The sequence below is a fragment of the Streptomyces sp. NPDC086787 genome (genome assembly GCF_044745865.1).
Lineage (GTDB): Bacteria > Actinomycetota > Actinomycetes > Streptomycetales > Streptomycetaceae > Streptomyces.
Window position 1 is genome coordinate 1,190,577 of sequence record NZ_JBIVBC010000001.1, and the last position, 15,674, is coordinate 1,206,250.

19 protein-coding genes are annotated in these 15,674 nt (G+C 69.9%); 13 read left to right on the plus strand and 6 right to left on the minus strand.

Annotated features, from left to right (window positions below; genetic code table 11):
* Positions 1-9 precede the first annotated feature (9 nt).
* Genes ACIPK3_RS05510 through ACIPK3_RS05520 form a run of 3 tightly spaced genes read right to left on the minus strand, consistent with a single transcriptional unit; the run spans position 10 to position 2,547 of the window.
* Entirely contained in the window at positions 10-726 is a 717-nt protein-coding gene (locus tag ACIPK3_RS05510; protein ID WP_402566866.1) for an ABC transporter permease, read from the minus strand.
* Positions 727-776: 50 nt separating this feature from the next.
* The gene (locus tag ACIPK3_RS05515) at positions 777-1,700 is read right to left on the minus strand and encodes an ABC transporter ATP-binding protein (RefSeq protein ID WP_402566703.1); all 924 of its coding nucleotides are present in this window, start codon (positions 1,698-1,700) and stop codon (positions 777-779) included.
* 31 nt (positions 1,701-1,731) lie between these two features.
* Positions 1,732-2,547 carry an aminoglycoside N(3)-acetyltransferase gene (locus ACIPK3_RS05520; protein ID WP_402566704.1) on the minus strand — a complete coding sequence of 272 codons (816 nt, stop codon included), beginning with the start codon at positions 2,545-2,547 and terminating at the stop codon, positions 1,732-1,734.
* A 172-nt stretch (positions 2,548-2,719) separates the two neighbouring features.
* On the opposite strand from ACIPK3_RS05520, the gene ACIPK3_RS05525 reads away from it, so the two are divergent.
* The 11 genes from ACIPK3_RS05525 to dapD all read left to right on the plus strand — a co-directional run bounded on the left by ACIPK3_RS05525 (position 2,720) and on the right by dapD (position 11,294).
* Positions 2,720-3,463, plus strand: coding sequence for a helix-turn-helix transcriptional regulator (locus tag ACIPK3_RS05525; protein WP_402566705.1), 744 nt, complete (start codon positions 2,720-2,722; stop codon positions 3,461-3,463).
* Positions 3,460-4,881, plus strand: coding sequence for a Fe-S cluster assembly protein SufB (gene sufB, locus ACIPK3_RS05530; RefSeq protein ID WP_402566706.1), 1,422 nt, complete (start codon positions 3,460-3,462; stop codon positions 4,879-4,881). Before ACIPK3_RS05525 ends, sufB begins: the two co-directional genes overlap by 4 nt.
* Before the next feature lie 60 nt (positions 4,882-4,941).
* Complete coding sequence (sufD, locus tag ACIPK3_RS05535; RefSeq protein ID WP_402566707.1) at positions 4,942-6,120, plus strand: Fe-S cluster assembly protein SufD; 1,179 nt, start codon at positions 4,942-4,944, stop codon at positions 6,118-6,120.
* Positions 6,117-6,434 (plus strand): non-heme iron oxygenase ferredoxin subunit, encoded by a 318-nt coding sequence (locus ACIPK3_RS05540; RefSeq protein ID WP_402566708.1) that lies wholly within the window; start codon positions 6,117-6,119, stop codon positions 6,432-6,434. The genes sufD and ACIPK3_RS05540 overlap by 4 nt, the downstream gene beginning before the upstream one ends.
* Positions 6,435-6,442: 8 nt before the next feature.
* Positions 6,443-7,207, plus strand: coding sequence for a Fe-S cluster assembly ATPase SufC (gene sufC, locus ACIPK3_RS05545; RefSeq protein WP_402566709.1), 765 nt, complete (start codon positions 6,443-6,445; stop codon positions 7,205-7,207).
* The gene (locus ACIPK3_RS05550; protein WP_402566710.1) at positions 7,204-8,460 is read left to right on the plus strand and encodes a cysteine desulfurase; all 1,257 of its coding nucleotides are present in this window, start codon (positions 7,204-7,206) and stop codon (positions 8,458-8,460) included. Before sufC ends, ACIPK3_RS05550 begins: the two co-directional genes overlap by 4 nt.
* Positions 8,461-8,479: 19 nt before the next feature.
* Positions 8,480-8,947, plus strand: coding sequence for a Fe-S cluster assembly sulfur transfer protein SufU (sufU, locus tag ACIPK3_RS05555; RefSeq protein ID WP_402566711.1), 468 nt, complete (start codon positions 8,480-8,482; stop codon positions 8,945-8,947).
* Positions 8,944-9,276 carry a metal-sulfur cluster assembly factor gene (locus ACIPK3_RS05560; protein ID WP_402566712.1) on the plus strand — a complete coding sequence of 111 codons (333 nt, stop codon included), beginning with the start codon at positions 8,944-8,946 and terminating at the stop codon, positions 9,274-9,276. Before sufU ends, ACIPK3_RS05560 begins: the two co-directional genes overlap by 4 nt.
* Positions 9,277-9,376: 100 nt before the next feature.
* Positions 9,377-9,697 (plus strand): DMT family transporter, encoded by a 321-nt coding sequence (locus ACIPK3_RS05565; RefSeq protein WP_402566713.1) that lies wholly within the window; start codon positions 9,377-9,379, stop codon positions 9,695-9,697.
* Positions 9,697-10,233, plus strand: a complete 537-nt coding sequence (locus ACIPK3_RS05570; protein ID WP_402566714.1) for a TetR/AcrR family transcriptional regulator — start codon at positions 9,697-9,699, stop codon at positions 10,231-10,233. Before ACIPK3_RS05565 ends, ACIPK3_RS05570 begins: the two co-directional genes overlap by 1 nt.
* Before the next feature lie 71 nt (positions 10,234-10,304).
* On the plus strand, positions 10,305-11,294 hold the full coding sequence (gene dapD / locus ACIPK3_RS05575; RefSeq protein ID WP_402566715.1) for a 2,3,4,5-tetrahydropyridine-2,6-dicarboxylate N-succinyltransferase: 990 nt from the start codon (positions 10,305-10,307) through the stop codon (positions 11,292-11,294).
* A gap of 69 nt (positions 11,295-11,363) precedes the next feature.
* On the opposite strand, the gene ACIPK3_RS05580 is transcribed toward dapD, so the two are convergent.
* From ACIPK3_RS05580 to dapA, 3 genes are all read right to left on the minus strand, one after another.
* Positions 11,364-12,452: a zinc-dependent alcohol dehydrogenase family protein gene (locus ACIPK3_RS05580; protein WP_402566716.1), complete on the minus strand. Its 1,089-nt coding sequence runs from the start codon at positions 12,450-12,452 to the stop codon at positions 11,364-11,366.
* A gap of 224 nt (positions 12,453-12,676) precedes the next feature.
* Positions 12,677-13,174 carry a hypothetical protein gene (locus tag ACIPK3_RS05585; protein WP_402566717.1) on the minus strand — a complete coding sequence of 166 codons (498 nt, stop codon included), beginning with the start codon at positions 13,172-13,174 and terminating at the stop codon, positions 12,677-12,679.
* A 71-nt stretch (positions 13,175-13,245) separates the two neighbouring features.
* Positions 13,246-14,151, minus strand: coding sequence for a 4-hydroxy-tetrahydrodipicolinate synthase (gene dapA / locus ACIPK3_RS05590; protein WP_402566718.1), 906 nt, complete (start codon positions 14,149-14,151; stop codon positions 13,246-13,248).
* Positions 14,152-14,295: 144 nt separating this feature from the next.
* Here dapA and ACIPK3_RS05595 point away from each other — a divergent pair, with 144 nt between their 5' ends.
* Both ACIPK3_RS05595 and ACIPK3_RS05600 read left to right on the plus strand, forming a co-directional pair.
* Positions 14,296-14,904, plus strand: coding sequence for an ArsR/SmtB family transcription factor (locus tag ACIPK3_RS05595; protein WP_402566719.1), 609 nt, complete (start codon positions 14,296-14,298; stop codon positions 14,902-14,904).
* Between the two features lie 17 nt (positions 14,905-14,921).
* A complete protein-coding gene (locus ACIPK3_RS05600; protein ID WP_402566720.1) occupies positions 14,922-15,659 on the plus strand; it encodes an SRPBCC domain-containing protein in 738 nt (245 codons plus the stop codon).
* Positions 15,660-15,674 lie beyond the last annotated feature (15 nt).

The window sequence follows — 15,674 nt, forward strand, 5'->3', positions numbered from 1 at the left end:
GCCCGGTCCCTACTCCCAGCGGAAGAACCGCCCGGCCGCCGCCAGCCCCACGACCGCCCATCCGGCCAGGATGCCCAGATCGCCCCACGGCATCCCGGCACCGTGCTGGAGCACGTCCCGCAGGCCGTCCGAGAGGGCGGAGATGGGCAGCAGCCCGAGGACGTCCTGGGCGGCGGGCGGGAACTTGTCCAGCGGGACGATGACCCCGCCGCCGACCAGCAGCAGCAGGAAGACCAGGTTGGCGGCCGCGAGGGTGGCCTCGGCCTTCAGCGTGCCCGCCATCAGCAGGCCGAGCCCGGAGAACGCCGCCGTGCCGAGGACCAGCAGGAGCAGCACGGAGACCGGGCCGCCGTGCGGCGACCAGCCCAGCGCGAAGGCGATCGCCGCCAGCAGGATCACCTGGAGGACCTCGGTGACCAGCACGGACGCCGTCTTCGCGGCCATCAGGCCCCAGCGGGGCAGCGGAGAGGAGGCCAGTCGCTTCAGCACGCCGTATCGGCGCTCGAAGCCGGTCGCGATGGCCTGGCCGGTGAACGCGGTGGACATGACGGCGAGCGCGAGCACTCCGGGAGCGAGGAAGTCGACGGCTCTGCCCGGGCCGGTGTCGACGACGTCCACGGAGCTGAACAGCAGGAGCAGCAGGGCCGGGATCACGACCGTCAGCAGCAGCTGCTCGCCGTTGCGCAGCAGCATCCTCGTCTCCAGTGCCGCCTGCGCCGCGATCATCCGGGGCAGCGGGGCCGCACCGGGCTGGGGGGTGTAGGTACCCGCGGTGGTCACGAGCGCAGCTCCTTGCCCGTAAGTTCGAGGAAGACGTCTTCGAGGGTGTGCCGCTCGACCGAGATCCGGTCCGGCATCACCCCGTGCTGGGCGCACCACGAGGTCACCGTGGCGAGCAGTTGCGGGTCGATCCTGCCGACGACCCGGTAGGAGCCCGGCGTCAGCTCGGCGGCCGTGGTGTCGGCGGGCAGCGCCTTCAGCAGGGAGGCGACGTCGAGGCCGGGCCGGCCGGTGAAGCGCAGGGTGTTCTCGGCGCCGCCGCGGCACAGCTGCTCGGGGGAGCCCTGGGCGATGACCGTACCGGCGTCGATGATGGCGACGTCGTCGGCGAGCTGCTCGGCCTCGTCCATGTGGTGGGTGGTGAGGATCACGGAGACCCCGTCGGCGCGCAGGTCGCGCACCAGGTCCCAGGTGGCCCGGCGGGCCTGCGGGTCGAGGCCGGCCGTCGGCTCGTCCAGGAAGACCAGCTCGGGGCGGCCCACCACGGCCATGGCCAGTGCCAGTCGTTGCTGCTGTCCGCCGGACAGGCGCCGGTAGGAGGTGCGGCCGCAGCCGCCGAGTCCGAGGCGCTCCATCAGGCCGTCCACGTCCAGCGGACGCGCGTGCAGCCGGGCGACGTGCCGCAGCATCTCGTCGGCCCGCGCGCCCGAGTAGACGCCGCCGGACTGGAGCATCACCCCGATGCGGGGGCGCAGCTCGTCGGACTGCCGTACCGGGTCGAGGCCCAGGACACGCACCGTGCCGGAGTCCGGCTTCCGGTACCCCTCGCAGGTCTCGACCGTGGTCGTCTTCCCCGCCCCGTTGGGGCCGAGTACGGCGGTGACGCCCGCCTGGGCCACCAGGTCGAGGCCGTTCACCGCGGTTTTCGTGCCGTACCGCTTCACCAGGGCCTTGATCTGGACCACGGGCTCACTTCGCATGGGTCCAGAGTCTAGGTAGGGCCGCGGTCACTCAGACGGGCGGGTGCTGGAACTCATCCGCACGGGGACGGTGCGTCGGCAGCCAGTGCTCCGCGTACGCGACGGCGGCGGCCAGCGGGAACAGCCGTGCCCGGGCGGCTCCCGCGGGTCCGCGGGTGACCGGCCGGTCCCGTTCGAAGTCGTGGCCGAGCTCGTCGAACCGCTCCGAGCTGATCGACACCTCGGAGAGCACCTCCCAGCCGCCTCCGGGGGCGGGCCGGCCGACCGGGACGCGCGGCCCGGGTATTCGGTATTCGGCCAGGTGGAAGGCGGTGCAGGTGGCGTAGCCGGTGCCGAGCATCAGCACCCGGGCGGAGAGCTCCTCCAGCCGGGCCAGGGGGCTGCGCTCGCCGAGCCGGCAGTCGTGGGCGTGGCCGTCGGTGAGCCGTGCCGCGTGCCTGCCCAGGGCGGCGAAGGAGGTGTGCGGGTGGGCGCTGCGCAGGGCGCCCGGCCAGGTGCGCACGGTCTCCGGGATCACGCCCATGCCGACCGAGGGGGTGATCGCGGGGTCGTACTCGGGCAGGTTCGCCCGGATCCGCTCCCACCACTCCCGGGGCACCGGCGGGCTCGTCCAGTGGGCCGGGTCGGACAGGTCGCCGGACTGGGCCGGGACGGCCAGGGTGCCGTGCGGGCCGAGGACGTCGAGCAGTGCCTGAACGACGGCGACGGCGCCGCCGCACACCCAGCCGAGCGAGCTCAGGGAGGAGTGCACGAGGAGGGTCTCGCCGGTCTCGACGCCGAGGGCGCGCAGCTGGGTGGAGAGCGTGTCGCGGGTGACAAGAGGGCCGGTCGGAGCGGGGGTGGGCATGGTTCCGGAGTGTTCCCGAAGGGCGGGCGGCGTGCCACCGATTTGATCGTCGACGAGCTGTCCGAAGATCGTTTCCGCAGGTCGGATTAGGTATACCTAAGTGATGCAGGGCACCGTGCACCCGGAAGGGTGCGGCTTGTCAGTCTCTGAGGAATTACGCAACAATGGCGTTGTGAAAAACGTCGGCGAGGTTCCGGAGCCCCCCACTGGGGCCCCTCAGGAGGAACTCGCGACCGGTGAGCGCTCGACGCGCAACCGTGTCGCGCGCTCCATCCTGGACCACGGCCCGTCGACCGTCGCCGAACTCGCCGGACGGCTGGGACTCACCCAGGCCGCCGTGCGCCGCCACCTGGACGCGCTCGTCGCCGACGACGTGGTGGAGGCCCGCGAGCAGCGGGTCTACGGCACGCGCACCCGCGGCCGTCCCGCCAAGGTCTTCGCGCTCACCGACTGCGGACGCGACGCCTTCGACCAGTCGTACGACAAGCTGGCCGTGGACGCGCTCCGCTGGATCGCGGACCAGGAGGGCGGCCAGGAGGCCGTCGCGGCCTTCGCGCGTGCCCGGATCGCCGCGCAGGCGAGCGCCTACCGCCAGGCGGTCGAGAGCGTCACGCCCGACAAACGGGCCGAGGCGCTGGCCAAGGCCCTGAGCGCCGACGGGTACGCTGCTACGGCGCGCAGCGCACCGGTCGGCGAGCAGCTGTGCCAGCACCACTGCCCGGTCGCCCACGTCGCGGAACAATTCCCCCAGCTCTGCGAGGCGGAGACGGAGATCTTCGCCGAGCTGCTCGGAACACACGTCCAGCGACTCGCGACCATCGCGCACGGCGACGGCGTCTGCACGACGTTCATCCCCAAGACATCCACCGACATCACTGACGCATCTGCAAGCACGGCCGGGAGGAACCCCGCATGACTCTCCCTACGGAGACTGCTCACCCCGAACTCGAGGGCCTGGGCAACTACGAATACGGCTGGGCCGACTCCGACGTGGCCGGTGCCGCTGCAAAGCGCGGTCTCAGTGAGGACGTCGTCAACGACATCTCGGCGAAGAAGTCCGAGCCGGAGTGGATGACCAAGCTGCGCCTCAAGGGCCTGCGCCTCTTCGAGAAGAAGCCCATGCCGAACTGGGGCTCGGACCTGTCGGGCATCGACTTCGACAACATCAAGTACTTCGTGCGCTCCACGGAGAAGCAGGCGGAGTCCTGGGAGGACCTGCCCGAGGACATCAAGAACACGTACGACAAGCTGGGCATCCCGGAGGCGGAGAAGCAGCGCCTCGTCGCCGGTGTCGCCGCGCAGTACGAGTCCGAGGTCGTCTACCACCAGATCCGCGAGGACCTGGAGGAGCAGGGCGTCATCTTCCTGGACACCGACACCGCGCTCAAGGAGCACCCGGAGCTCTTCAAGGAGTACTTCGGCACCGTCATCCCCGTCGGTGACAACAAGTTCGCCTCGCTGAACACCGCGGTGTGGTCGGGCGGCTCCTTCATCTACGTGCCGCCGGGCGTCCACGTGGAGATCCCGCTCCAGGCCTACTTCCGTATCAACACGGAGAACATGGGGCAGTTCGAGCGGACGCTGATCATCGTCGACGAGGGTGCCTACGTGCACTACGTCGAGGGCTGCACCGCCCCGATCTACAAGTCGGACTCGCTGCACAGCGCCGTCGTCGAGATCATCGTCAAGAAGAACGCCCGCTGCCGCTACACGACCATCCAGAACTGGTCGAACAACGTCTACAACCTGGTCACCAAGCGCGCCGTCGCCTACGAGGGCGCGACCATGGAGTGGATCGACGGCAACATCGGCTCCAAGGTGACGATGAAGTACCCGGCCGTCTACCTGATGGGCGAGCACGCCAAGGGCGAGACCCTCTCCATCGCCTTCGCGGGCGAGGGGCAGCACCAGGACGCCGGCTCCAAGATGGTCCACATGGCGCCGAACACCTCCTCCAACATCGTCTCCAAGTCGGTGGCGCGCGGTGGCGGCCGTACCTCCTACCGCGGCCTGGTCGAGATCGGCGAGGGCGCCGCCGGCTCCAAGTCCAACGTGCTCTGCGACGCGCTGCTGGTCGACACCATCTCCCGCTCCGACACGTACCCCTACGTGGACGTCCGCGAGGACGACGTGTCCATGGGTCACGAGGCGACCGTCTCCAAGGTCTCCGAGGACCAGCTCTTCTACCTGATGAGCCGCGGTCTGACCGAGTTCGAGGCGATGGCGATGATCGTGCGCGGCTTCGTCGAGCCGATCGCCAAGGAGCTCCCCATGGAGTACGCGCTGGAGCTGAACCGGCTGATCGAGCTCCAGATGGAAGGCGCGGTCGGCTAGGACCCCCCTTCAGAGCAGCCTCCAGAATTCTTGACGCAGGAAGAGAGCACAACGACAGCCATGGCTGAGAACCTCCCCGTGGGCTCGACTACCGCGGGCCAGATCGCGGTGGCCGCCGAGTCGACCGTCGCCACGCGCATGAGCGCGCCCCCCTCCTTCGACGTCGCGGACTTCCCGGTCCCGCACGGCCGCGAGGAGGAATGGCGGTTCACCCCGCTGGAGCGCCTGCGCGGCCTGCACGACGGCACCGCGGTCGCGACCGGCACCGGTGTCAAGGTCGCCGTCGAGGCCCCCGAGGGCGTCATCGTCGAGACCGTAGGCCGCGACGACGCGCGGATCGGCCGGGCGGGCACCCCCGTGGACCGCGTCGCCGCCCAGGCGTTCTCGGCGTTCGAGCAGGCCGGCGTGGTCACCGTGCCCAAGGAGACGGCGCTCACCGAGCCGATCCGCATCACCGTGCACGGCGAGGGCGGGACCGCCTACGGCCACCAGGTCATCGAACTGGGCGCCTTCGCCGAGGCCGTCGTCGTCATCGACCACACCGGCGACGCCGTGCTCGCCGCCAACGTCGAGTACCTCCTGGGCGACGGCGCCAAGCTGACCGTCGTCTCCGTCCAGGACTGGGACGACAAGGCCGTGCACGTGGCCCAGCACAACGCCCTGATCGGGCGGGACGCGTCGTTCAAGTCGGTCGTCGTGACCTTCGGCGGCGACCTCGTTCGGCTGCACCCGCGCGTCATCTACGCGGGCACCGGCGGCGAGGCCGAACTGCTCGGTCTGTACTTCACCGACGCCGGCCAGCACCAGGAGCACCGCCTCCTGGTCGACCACAACACCCCGCACTGCAAGTCGAACGTCGTCTACAAGGGCGCGCTCCAGGGCGCCGACGCGCACGCGGTGTGGATCGGCGACGTGCTCATCGAGGCCAGGGCCGAGGGCACGGACACCTACGAGATGAACCGCAACCTGGTCCTCACCGACGGCTCCCGGGTCGACTCGGTGCCGAACCTGGAGATCGAGACCGGCGAGATCGTCGGCGCCGGTCACGCCTCCGCCACCGGCCGCTTCGACGACGAGCAGCTCTTCTACCTGATGGCCCGCGGCATCCCGGAGCACGACGCCCGCCGCCTCGTCGTCCGCGGCTTCTTCGCCGAGCTGGTCCAGCAGATCGGCGTCACGGACATCGAGGAGCGCCTGCTCGCCAAGATCGAAGAGGAGCTGGAGGCGTCCGTCGCATGAGCTTCGTACGCGCCTGCGCGCTGAGCGAGCTGGAGGAGGACACCCCGAAAAGGGTGGAACTCGACGGCACGCCGGTCTCGGTCGTCAAGACCGAGGGTGAGGTGTTCGCCATCCACGACATCTGCTCGCACGCGAACGTCTCGCTCTCGGAGGGCGAGGTGGAGGACTGCCAGATCGAGTGCTGGCTGCACGGCTCCAGCTTCGACCTGCGCACCGGCAAGCCGTCCGGCCTGCCCGCCACGCGCCCCGTTCCCGTATACCCCGTAAAGATCGAAGGGGACGAAGTTCTCGTCTCCCTCACCCAGGAGTCCTGAGGCAATCCATGGCAACGCTTGAAATCCGAGACCTGCACGTCACCGTCGAGGCCGACAACGCCACGAAGGAGATCCTCAAGGGCGTCGACCTCACCGTGAAGCAGGGCGAGACGCACGCCATCATGGGCCCCAACGGCTCGGGCAAGTCGACCCTCGCCTACTCGCTCGCGGGTCACCCGAAGTACACGATCACCGGTGGCACGGTCACCCTGGACGGCGAGGACGTCCTGGAGATGTCCGTGGACGAGCGGGCCCGCGCCGGTCTGTTCCTGGCGATGCAGTACCCGGTCGAGGTCCCCGGCGTCTCGGTCTCCAACTTCCTGCGCACCTCCGCCACCGCGATCCGCGGCGAGGCCCCCAAGCTGCGCACCTGGGTGAAGGAGGTCAAGGAGGCCATGCAGCGCCTCAACATGGACACCTCCTTCGCCGAGCGCAACGTCAACGAGGGCTTCTCCGGCGGTGAGAAGAAGCGCCACGAGATCCTCCAGCTGGAACTGCTCAAGCCGAAGATCGCGATCCTCGACGAGACGGACTCCGGTCTGGACGTCGACGCGCTGCGCATCGTTTCCGAGGGCGTCAACCGCGTCCGCGAGACCGGTGAGGTCGGCACCCTGCTGATCACGCACTACACGCGCATCCTGCGTTACATCAAGCCCGACCAGGTCCACGTGTTCGCCGGCGGCCGCATCGTCGAGTCGGGTGGCCCCGAGCTCGCGGACAAGCTGGAGAACGAGGGCTACGAGGCATATGTGAAGGGTGGCGCATCCGCGTGACACAGCTGCCGGGCCTCCTCGACACCGAGGCACTCCGCAAGGACTTCCCGATCCTGGACCGGGTGCTCCACGACGGGAAGAAGCTCGTCTACCTGGACAACGCGGCGACCTCGCAGACGCCGCGCCAGGTGATCGACGTGCTCTCCGAGTACTACGAGCAGCACAACGCCAACGTCCACCGTGGCGTGCATGTTCTCGCCGAGGAGGCCACGGCGCTGTACGAGGGCGCGCGTGACAAGGTCGCCGCGTTCATCAACGCGCCGAGCCGCGACGAGGTGATCTTCACCAAGAACGCCTCCGAGTCGCTCAACCTCGTGGCGAACATGCTGGGCTGGGCCGACGAGCCCTACCGCGTGGACTCCGAGACCGAGATCGTCATCACGGAGATGGAGCACCACTCCAACATCGTGCCGTGGCAGCTGCTCGCGCAGCGCACGGGCGCGAAGGTGAAGTGGTTCGGGCTGACCGACGACGGCCGTCTCGACCTCTCCAACATCGAAGAGATCATCACGGAGAAGACGAAGATCGTCTCCTTCGTCCTGGTGTCCAACATCCTCGGCACCGTGAACCCGGTCGAGGCGATAGTCCGACGCGCTCAGGAGGTCGGAGCGCTGGTCTGCGTCGACGCCTCCCAGGCCGCGCCGCACATGCCGCTGGACGTGCAGGCCCTCCAGGCCGACTTCGTGGCCTTCACCGGCCACAAGATGTGCGGCCCGACCGGCATCGGCGTGCTGTGGGGCCGCCAGGAGCTGCTGGAGGACCTGCCTCCGTTCCTGGGCGGCGGCGAGATGATCGAGACGGTGACGATGAGCTCGTCCACCTACGCTCCCGCTCCGCACAAGTTCGAGGCGGGCACGCCCCCGATCGCCCAGGCGGTCGGTCTCGGCGCTGCCATCGACTACCTCGACTCGATCGGCATGGACAGGATCCTCGCCCACGAGCACGCGCTCACCGAGTACGCGGTGCAGAAGCTGCGTGAGGTCCCCGACCTGCGGATCATCGGCCCGACCACGGCGGAGGACCGAGGGGCGGCGATCTCCTTCACCCTCGGCGACATCCACCCGCATGACGTGGGCCAGGTTCTCGACGAGCAGGGCATCGCGGTCCGGGTCGGCCATCACTGCGCCCGTCCCGTCTGCCTGCGCTACGGAATTCCCGCGACCACCCGAGCGTCGTTCTATCTGTACTCCACGCCGGCCGAGATCGATGCCCTGGTCGACGGGTTGGAGCACGTCCGGAACTTCTTCGGCTGACGACGGGACGAGCGATCGCATGAAGCTGGATTCGATGTACCAGGAAGTCATCCTGGACCACTACAAGAACCCGCACGGGCGTGGTCTGAGGGACGGCGACGCCGAGGTGCACCACGTGAACCCGACCTGCGGCGACGAGATCACCCTTCGGGTGAAGTACGACGGCACGAAGATCGAGGACGTCTCCTACGAGGGCCAGGGCTGTTCCATCAGCCAGGCCTCGGCCTCCGTGCTCAACGACCTGCTCGTCGGCAAGGACCTGGCCGAGGCGCAGCGGATCCAGGAGACCTTCCTGGAACTGATGCAGTCCAAGGGCAAGCTCGAGCCCGACGACGAGATGGAGGAGACCCTGGAGGACGCGGTCGCGTTCGCCGGAGTCTCGAAGTACCCGGCCCGTGTGAAGTGCGCCCTCCTCAGCTGGATGGCGTGGAAGGACGCGACGGCGCAGGCCCTGGGCGGAGCCGACGCCGAAAGGAAGACGGCATGACCGACACTGCTGAGATGAAGCCGGCCTCCGAGGAGGAGCTGCGCGAGGCTCTGATGGACGTGGTCGACCCCGAACTGGGGATCGACGTCGTCAACCTCGGCCTGATCTACGGCATCCATGTCGACGACGCGAACATCGCCACCATCGACATGACCCTGACCTCGGCGGCCTGCCCGCTGACGGATGTCATCGAGGACCAGGCCAAGTCCGCCACCGACGGGCTGGTGAACGAGCTGCGCATCAACTGGGTCTGGATGCCGCCGTGGGGCCCCGACAAGATCACGGACGACGGCCGCGAGCAGCTCAGGGCGCTCGGCTTCAACGTCTGAGACACCCGGCCGCACCGGCCGAGCATGGAAAACGGCGAGGTTCCTTCGGACCTCGCCGTTTTCCATGCCCCGAGCACCCCTGATGTGTACGCTCGTACACATGGGATATCTCCTGCTCTTCGGAGCCATCGCGGCGGAGGTGGCCGCCACCACCGCGATGAAGTACAGCGACGGCCTCACCCGGCTGTGGCCCTCGCTGCTGACGGCCCTCGGGTATGTCGTCTCCTTCGCCCTGCTGGCCCGGACCCTCAAGTCCCTCTCGATCGGCACCGCCTACGCCATCTGGTCCGGGGTCGGCACCGCGACCATCGCGGTGCTCGGTCTGATGCTCTTCGGAGAGGGTCTGAACACGACGAAGGTCGCCGGGATCGTGCTGATCGTCGGGGGCGTGGTCGTCCTCAACATGGGCGGCGCGCACTGATGCCCCGGCGCCACGACCCGGAGCGACGGCAACGGATCATCGACGCGGCGATCCGGGTCGTCGGGGCGAAGGGCATCGCGGGGCTGAGCCACCGGTCCGTCGCCGCCGAGGCGGACGTCCCGCTGGGCTCCACGACGTACCACTTCGCGACCCTCGACGAGCTGATGGTCGCCGCACTGCGGCAGACCAACGAGGGCTTCGCCAAGGTGCTGACGAGCAGCGGACTGCTGGACGCCACGGACAGCGACCTCGCCACCGGCCTCGCCCGCGCCCTCGGCGAATGGCTGGCCGGAGACCGCACGGGCGTGGAGCTGGAGTACGAGCTCTATCTCGCCGCCCTGCGCCGCCCCGCCCTGCGCCCCGTGGCCGCCGAATGGACGGAGGAGACCGCCGCACGGCTGGCCCGCCGCACCGACCCGGTGACCGCGCGGACCCTGCTCGCCCTGATGGACGGAATCTGCCTCCAGGTACTGCTCGGCGGTGGCACCTACGACGAGGCCGGGGCACGGGAGGCACTGGCCCGCGTGATCCCCTGATCACGCCCGCTGTGCGAGACGTCCGATCACCGGTTCGCCCGCTCGGCCGCCGCCACGTTAGGTTTTCCCCCATGACCGACACGACTGCTTCCCGCACCAACGGCGCCGTGGCCGCCGGCCTCGCCACGATCGCCGCCGACGGCACCGTTCTCGACACCTGGTTCCCCGCGCCGGCACTGGCCCCCGAGCCCGGCCCGTCCGGCACCGAGCGGCTGTCCGCCGAGCGTGCCGTGGAACTGCTCGGCGAAGGTGCCGCCAAGGCGATCGGCCCGGACGCCCGCCGGGGCGTCGAGGTGGTCGCGGTCCGTACGGTCATCGCTTCCCTGGACGACAAGCCGATCGACGCCCACGACGTCTACCTGCGCCTGCACCTGCTCTCGCACCGCCTGGTCAAGCCGCACGGCCAGAGCCTGGACGGCATGTTCGGCTTCCTCGCCAACGTCGCCTGGACCTCGCTCGGCCCGGTCGCCGTGGACGACATCGAGAAGGTGCGCCTGAACGCCCGCGCCGAGGGCCTGCACCTCCAGGTCACCTCCATCGACAAGTTCCCGCGCATGACGGACTACGTCGCCCCGAAGGGCGTCCGCATCGCCGACGCCGACCGGGTCCGCCTCGGCGCGCACCTCGCCGAGGGCACGACGGTGATGCACGAGGGCTTCGTGAACTTCAACGCCGGTACCCTCGGCACCTCCATGGTCGAGGGCCGCATCTCGGCCGGTGTCGTGGTCGGCGACGGCTCGGACATCGGCGGCGGCGCCTCCACGATGGGCACCCTCTCCGGCGGCGGCAACGTCATCATCTCCATCGGCGAGCGCAGCCTGGTCGGCGCCGAGGCGGGCGTGGGCATCGCCCTCGGCGACGAGTGCGTGGTCGAGGCCGGTCTCTACGTCACCGCGGGCACCCGTGTCACCATGCCCGACGGACAGATCGTCAAGGCCCGCGACCTCTCCGGCGCCTCCAACATCCTCTTCCGCCGCAACTCGGTCACCGGCGCGGTCGAGGCCCGCCCGAACAACGCGGTGTGGGGCGGCCTGAACGAGATCCTGCACAGCCACAACTGATCCGGCCACCTGATCTCGACGCCCTGAGCAGAGCGCCCTTCCACGGCCCGGGACGGCCGGGGGAGGGCGCTACCTGTCGTCGTTGCCCTTGGCTCCGTCCCCGTCCTGGTCCTCGTCGAAGACGAAGAGCGGTTTCGCGCCGTGTGCGGGCGCCTCGGCGAACGAGATGGCCTCGGTGAAGCGTTCGAGCGGGAACGGCTCGCCCCGGGGGATGCTCAGCACCCCGTCAGCGACGAGAGCGCGGACCTCGGACAGCGCGCGCAGCGCATCCGTGGGTGAGTTGGTGCCGAACCAGCGGTTCAGCCAGAAACCACGCACCGCTTTGGTCTCGTAGATGACCGAGCGTGCCGACAACGGGATCGTCAGCGCTGCCGGATCGGTCTGCCGATGGGTGGAGAGCGCGCCGTAGACCACGACCTCTCCTCCCGGTGCCAATGCCTGGGACACCTGGGCACCGACGTGGCCCGCGACGCAGTCGACGGCCTTGCGCACGCCGGCCGATCCGGCGATCTCGGCCACACGCTGCGACAGGTCCTCGTCCTCCGTGCAAATGACCTCGTCACCACCGAGCGCCCTGATCTCCTCGACGGCGGCGCGCCGCCGCACGACATTGATCGTGCGCACACCCAGATGCCTGGCCAGCTGAATGACGAGCCGGCCGACGGTCGAGCCCGCGGCCGTCTGCACCAGCCATTCACCCGGCTGTACGTCGAGTTCGCGAGTCACCAGCAGCAGCGCGGTCAACGGGTTGACGGCGAGCTGACACGCGCTGGAGTCGCTCAGCCGACCGGGGACCGGCAGGAGCCTTCTTGCCTCGGCGACAAGGTACTCCTGCCAGGTGCCGGCCACCCGCGGCCCGGGTACCGCCGGGACGGCGGCGACCGCCACGCGCTCGCCGACCCTCAGCCCCTCGGTGTCCGGGCCCAGGGCCTCGACCCGGCCCACGCACTCCATGTGACCGCCGACAGCGGGAAACTCGGGGGAGAAGCCGTAGCGGCCGCGCAGCACGTGCAGATCACTGGCGTGAATCGGGGTCGCCTTCACGCGGATCAACGCCTGACCGGCCTCCGGCGCGGGAACGGGACGGGACTCCAGCCGCAGGACGTCGGCCGGCTCGCCAACCCTTCCGGCGACGAGCGCGCGCATGGATCGTGGCATGAGTGACCTTTCGCCCCTTGGGTCCCCGACATCACGCTAAGTGCCACTGACAGGCTCTGCAATCCAGCCCCCGACCGCTCCGACCGCCCCGGCCCGCCCGCACACGCGCACCTGCCGGGGTACGCATCCGCCAGGAGGTGCGACTCCCACCCCGAACTCCCTTCGCCGAGGCCTCGGTTCGGCCTCGTTCGAAATCCTGGCGCTCCGGATGCCGTCCGTCGGGCTCAGGCTCGCGCGGCGAACTGCGTCAGCGCCGTGAAGTCCGGCTCACGCAGGCCGATGCGCGGGTCGACGTGGTGGAGCAGGGCGGCGCCCGGGTGGTGTGCCGCGACGTACACGCTGTCGGCCGGGCTCTGTTCGTCGTCCACCCACGCGAACGGGCGGCCCCGGGCGTACGACACGATCGACTCCGTCTTCCAGTGCACCCCGTCGGGCCGCTCGGCGAACAGACCGTCACCGAAGTCGACGTACGGCAGCTCGGGCAGTCCGACCACCGGCCCGATCCAGCGGTTGGCGGCGTCCATCCACGTGGTTGCCCAGCACAGCTCGTAGCCGAGGCCCAGCAGGAGCGGGCCGTGCCCGGGGTTCAGCCAGACCCGCAGCGGGCGCCCGGGACGCAGGGTCACCCTGATCGTCGTGTAGCCCTCGGGACGCCGCTCGGGTTGCGCCGCGTACGGGTTGAGCGGGCCGTCGACGTCGAGGAACAGCAGCGGGCGGCTCATGCCGCCAACGTACGGCACCACGAGCGACGGGACGGTGCGATTTTCTTGTCACGGACAGGCGCAGCGGGTGGTCACGCCGCCGCGATGAGCTCCTCGTACACCGTCCGCAGCCCGTCGGCCGTCTCCGGGCCGGCGGGCCGCAGCGGTGCGCGGACCGGGCCCGCGGGCCGGCCGAGCGTGGTCAGCAGGGACTTGGCGGTGACCGTGCCCGGCAGGCCCGCGTCCATCACCGCCTCGATCAGCGGGGTGACCTGCCGCTGGAGCCGGGCGGCGCGGGCCGTGTCGCCCGCCTCGAACGCCTCCAGGATGTCCGCGATCCGGCGCGGTACGACGTTCGCGACCGTACTGACACAGCCCGCCGCGCCCACCGCGTACAGCGCCAGGATGTGCTCGTCGCAGCCCGCGTAGTACGCCAACTCCGTGCGTGCCAGCACCTTCTGGACGCCGAGGAAGTCGTAGGAGCAGTCCTTGACCGCCACGATCCCCGGGTGTTCCGCGAGCCGGATCATCGTCTCCGGCTCGATGCGGGTGCCGGTCCGGCCCGGGATGTCGTACAGCATCACCGGCAGCCCGGTCGCGTCGGCGACCTCGCGGAAGTGCTGTGCCAGGGCGTCCTGGGGCGGTCTGCTGTAGTACGGCGTCACCACCAGCACCCCGTCCGCGCCCGACTTCTCGGCCGCGCGGGCCAGTTCGACGGTGTGCCGGGTGTCGGCGGTGCCGACGCCCGCGACGATCGACGCGCGGTCGCCGACGGCGTCCCGGACGGCCCGGACCAGCTCCGCCTTCTCGGCGTCCGTGGTGGTCGGGGACTCGCCGGTGGTACCGCTCAGGACCAGTCCGTCGCAGCCCTCCGCCACCAGATGGTCGGCCAGCCGCCGGGCGCCCTCCAGATCGAGCGCACCCGAATCGGTGAAGGGCGTGACCATCGCGCAGAGGGTGCGGCCGAAGGGAGTCGAGGGCCTGCCGGAAGTTGTCATGGGAGTAGTCTCGGCCCACCCATTGCGTAGCTCTACTTAATTCTTCTACGAGGTATACATAAGTGCTGCTGATGGGTGACGTTCGGGCTCGCCGACAACTTGCATCGTCTGGACAAAAAAAGTTTTCGGTGAGAGTCTGGGCGCATGCTGGACGTGACCGTGATCGAGGACCCCGAGGCCGCAGCCGTCTCACTGGACCCCATAAGGGCCAGACTGCTCGCCGAACTGGCCGCCGAGCCCGCGTCGGCCGCGATGCTGGCCGGGAGGGTCGGGCTGCCCCGGCAGAAGGTGAACTACCACCTCAAGGCACTGGAGCGGCACGGCCTGGTCGAACTGGCCGGCGAGCGCCGCAAGGGCAACGTCACCGAGCGGCTGATGCGCGCCACCGCCGCGTCGTACGTCATCTCACCGCTCGCGCTCGCCTCCGTGCAGCCGGATCCGGACCGCTTCCGCGACCAGCTCTCCGCGCGCTGGCTGCTCGCGCTCGGCGCCCGCCTGGTGCGGGACGTCGGCACGCTGATCACCGGCGCCACGAAGGCCGGCAAGCCATTGGCGACGTACGCGCTCGACGGCGAGGTCCGCTTCGCCTCGGCCGGCGACCGCGCGGCCTTCGTCCAGGAACTGACGGCGGGCGTGAGCGCCCTGATCCGGAAGTACGACGCTCCCGGCGCGGACGGCGGCCGGGACCACCGGATCGTCGTCGCCGTCCACCCCACGGTCAAGGACCGTCCCACCCCCGAACTGGATCAGTAACAGGCAGGAGCCCCACCATGTCCAAGGAGTTCGAGATCGTCCGCGAGTTCGAGGTCGACGTCCCGCCCGAGAAGGTGTGGGAGGCGATCACCACCGCCGGCGCCGCCTATCTGTGGCCGATGGACCCGCCCGAGCCGCGGGTGGGCGGCAGCGGTCCCTTCGGGTCCACCGTCACCGCCTGGGACCCGCCCCACCGCTACACGAACCGCAGCGAGGACGTCGGCTTCCCGACCCAGTCCGAGAACCAGATCGACTACACCATCGAGCCCCGCGACGAGGGACGCCGCGCCTGGGTGCGTTACGTCCACAGCGGCATCTTCACCGACGACTGGAACAACCAGTACGACGGGGCGAGCAAGCACAACAACTTCTATCTGCACACCCTGTGCGAGTACCTGACGCATTTCGCCCCGCGCCCCGTCGTCTTCGCCCAGGCGCAGGGGCCCGCCGCCTCGGCGACCCCGCGGGCACTCGCCGCCGCCGCCCACGCGCTCGGTCTCCCGGACGACGCGGCGGCAGGCACGAAAATCGGCGCCCAGGGGCCCGGTGGGGGCACCCTGGACGCCGTACTCGACTATCGCAACCCGTACTTCATCGGTCTGCGCACCGACAGTGCCCTCATCCGGTTCTTCGGACGTGGTCACTGGGGCGCGCCGCTCGGCATCAGCGTCCACGACTTCGCGCCGGACGCCGACGCCCGGGTGAACGAGACCGCCTGGCAGGACTGGCTGAACGGCGTGTTCGGCCAGTCCTGAGCGAGCGTCGCCGGA